Source organism: Brevibacterium jeotgali, from assembly GCF_900169175.1.
Taxonomy (GTDB): Bacteria; Actinomycetota; Actinomycetes; order Actinomycetales; family Brevibacteriaceae; genus Brevibacterium; species Brevibacterium jeotgali.
Window position 1 is genome coordinate 1 of sequence record NZ_FXZM01000034.1, and the last position, 3,156, is coordinate 3,156.

At 61.7% G+C, this 3,156-nt stretch carries 3 protein-coding genes; all 3 read left to right on the forward strand.

The features are described from left to right. Positions 1-154: 154 nt before the first annotated feature. The 3 genes from BJEO58_RS14630 to BJEO58_RS14640 all read left to right on the forward strand — a co-directional run bounded on the left by BJEO58_RS14630 (position 155) and on the right by BJEO58_RS14640 (position 2,773). Entirely contained in the window at positions 155-877 is a 723-nt protein-coding gene (locus BJEO58_RS14630; RefSeq protein ID WP_101590184.1) for a response regulator transcription factor, read from the forward strand. Then, positions 877-1,998: a sensor histidine kinase gene (locus tag BJEO58_RS14635; RefSeq protein WP_101590185.1), complete on the forward strand. Its 1,122-nt coding sequence runs from the start codon at positions 877-879 to the stop codon at positions 1,996-1,998. The genes BJEO58_RS14630 and BJEO58_RS14635 overlap by 1 nt, the downstream gene beginning before the upstream one ends. Before the next feature lie 181 nt (positions 1,999-2,179). Continuing rightward, positions 2,180-2,773, forward strand: coding sequence for a YdhK family protein (locus BJEO58_RS14640; protein ID WP_101590186.1), 594 nt, complete (start codon positions 2,180-2,182; stop codon positions 2,771-2,773). Positions 2,774-3,156 lie beyond the last annotated feature (383 nt).

Consider the following 3,156-nt stretch of genomic DNA (forward strand, 5'->3'; position numbering starts at 1 on the left):
TGAGGAGCGGTCATCGTTGTGACTCCGTTCGAGGATTCTTGGAAGGTTGACTCGAAGGATCACACGGTGGCCGCGTCCACATCCTGACGGATAGGCCGGACCTCCGTGCGCTACACCACTCTATGGGGCTCTACTTCGGGATCAGACTAGGAGCATGATGACCCACACGAACGCTGCAACCGAGCCGGCAGGACGGGTTTTGGTTGTCGACGACGAGAAGCCGCTGGCGCAGATGGTCGCGACCTATCTTGCCCGGTCAGGCTTTCTCGTCACTGTGGCTCATACCGGGGTGCAGGCCCTGGACGAAGCTCGCGCCGGTGAACCGGATGTGGTGATTCTGGACCTGGGCCTGCCCGGAGTGGATGGTCTTGAGGTGTGCCGCCAGATGCGCGCATTCTCCGAATGCTATGTCCTCATCCTCACCGCACGTGGCAGCGAGCAGGACAAACTGGTCGGGCTGGGGGCTGGTGCCGATGACTACATCACGAAGCCATTCAGCGTCCGTGAACTGGTCGCGCGCGTCCAGGCTGTGCTGCGTCGTCCCCGGACCGGCACTGCAGTCGCCCAGCACGAGACACAGCGGGTATTCGGTGACCTCGTCGTCGATCTCGCGGCTCACAAGGCCCGCGTTGACGATGCTGTCCTCGCATTAACACGCACCGAGTTCTCTCTTCTTGTCGCGCTCTCAGCGCAGCCGACCACGGTCATGTCCCGTCGACAGCTCATCGATGCCGTGTGGGACACCTCCTGGGTCGGTGACGAACGGATCGTAGACGTCCATATCGGGAATCTCAGACGCAAACTCGACGAAACTCGTCCCGGTGAGGAGTTCATCGACACGGTGCGAGGAGTCGGCTACCGGATGGGAAGTGCGTGATGCGTCGCCGCGGGTTGGCGTTTCGGCTCCTCGTCGCTCATGTGTTGGTTGTCGCTGTCAGTCTGCTTGTTGCGGCGGCAGTGGCCTGTCTGGCAGGACCGCCACTCTTCCAAGAACATCTCCTGATGACAGGCCGCGAGATCACAGATCCGGAGCGGTTTCACATCCAGCAGGCATATCAAGACGCGGGCCTGATCACTCTGGCTGTGGCCCTCGCGACAGCTCTGGTTTGCGCAGTAGCGGCAAGCTTCTGGATTGCTCGTCGCCTGCGCACACGCCTCGGCTATCTCACCGAAGCTGCCGAAGGGGTCGCGGTCGGCAGTTACAACGTTCGTGTGCCGACCACTGGAGCCGGAACAGAGATTGCGGTGCTGGCACAGGCGTTCAACTCCATGGCTGACCGGCTCGCGCACACAGAGGAAACTCGGCGCCGGATGCTATCGGACCTGGCACACGAAATGAGCACACCAGTTTCAGTGTTGGGCGTGTACGTCGAAGGGCTCCAGGACGGAGTTGCAGAATGGGACGACACCACGAGTGCGGTGCTGGTCGAGCAGCTGGCGCGTTTGACCCGATTGGTCGAAGACATCGATGACGTCTCCCGCGCGGAGGAAGGCCGGATTCAGCTCGAGACCACCGACGTCCCTGTATCCGAACTCATCCAGGCGGCGAAGGAAGCGGCAGGAGAGAGCTTCACCGCCAAAGGCGTACGTCTGCAGGCCGATACCCAAGCCTCGTCCACCGCCAGTGTGACCGTCGACAGTCAACGCATTGGCCAGGTACTGGGCAATCTGCTCTCTAACGCTCTGCGGCACACCCCTGTCGGCGGTGGAGTGACTATCGGTGCACGGATGCACGACGGTAACGCCATCAGCATCGACGTCTGCGATACCGGGGAAGGGCTCACAGACGAGCAACTCGACCATGTCTTCGAACGGTTCTATCGCAGCGACACTGCCCGCGACCGCGACCACGGAGGATCGGGAGTGGGCCTGACCATCTCGCGCGCTTTCGCCGAAGCTCACGGGGGCACCCTGACAGCCAGCTCAGCCGGTCTTGGCCATGGCAGCGTCTTCACGATCACACTGCCTCGCAGAATGACCACCGACCAGCAGCGATGAGAAGGGCCCCGAGGCAGCGCCGCGTGAACCATCGACACAATGCGTCAGCTGCAGCGCTCGATTCTGATGACTGTGACCGGCCGCTCTGGCTGATTAACGACTCGGCCGGAAGCCACGGAAGAGATGTGTTCTGCACACACAGAGGGCGGACTATCCCGCCCGAGCAAACGAAGGAGATGACATGAAACGAATCAGTGTGTTCACCCGCATGGCAGGGGCCGTTGGTGTTGCGGCTCTGGCACTCACTGGCTGTGCCAGTACCGGGGAGGAAGACTCAGCACAGCCTTCTCCGACTCAGGGCAGTGACGCGATGCCGACCTCGGACAGCGGCATGGACGGTCACGATCACGAGCCTGACGGTGGTCCGCCCCCGGAAGGGATCGAGGAGGCCACAGATCCCACATATGCCGTGGGTGAGACGGTCACTCTCGCTGCCGATCACATGCCGGGCATGGACGGGACAGAAGCGACAATCTCAGGCGCTTTCAACACGACCACCTACTCAGTCAGTTACACACCGACCGATGGTGGCGACCCGGTCACCGATCACAAATGGGTGGTGCACGAAGAGCTCGAGAACCCTGACGCACCTCCCCTTGCTGAGGGCACGGACGTTGTCCTCGATGCAGACCATATGAGCGGTATGGCCGGAGCAGAGGCAACGATCGACAGCTCGACCGATGAGACGGTCTACATGGTCGACTTCGAGATGGATGGGATGGAGATGACCAATCACAAATGGGTCGTGGAGAGCGAGATCCAGCCGACCGAGTAAAGCCAACAGAGTGACTGCGGCATTCGATCATGTGGTGGACGCCTCTACCCGGGCACAGGATCGAGCACACGTGCGAAGATGCCGGGATCAGCGAAGGGCACGTCGTCGAGGACGGCAGCAAATAGCGATGGGTAAGGGACGGAAGCGGAAGCGCTGCTCGACCAAAGTCTGATCACAACGGCGGGCTCTCATCCACCATGGTGGGTGAGAGCCCGCCGTTGTTGTGCGGGGGCGGTTGAGGTCTGCCGCGGTCAGGCCTGACTTGGCTCACGTCTGCGGGTTGGCGCGTTCCGTAGCTCTGTGACCTGGGGTGATGTTGGGCCTGGGGGTGTGTTTCACGCACTAATCGGGGTGCTCTAGGCTCGTCGGGTGGCGTTCATCAG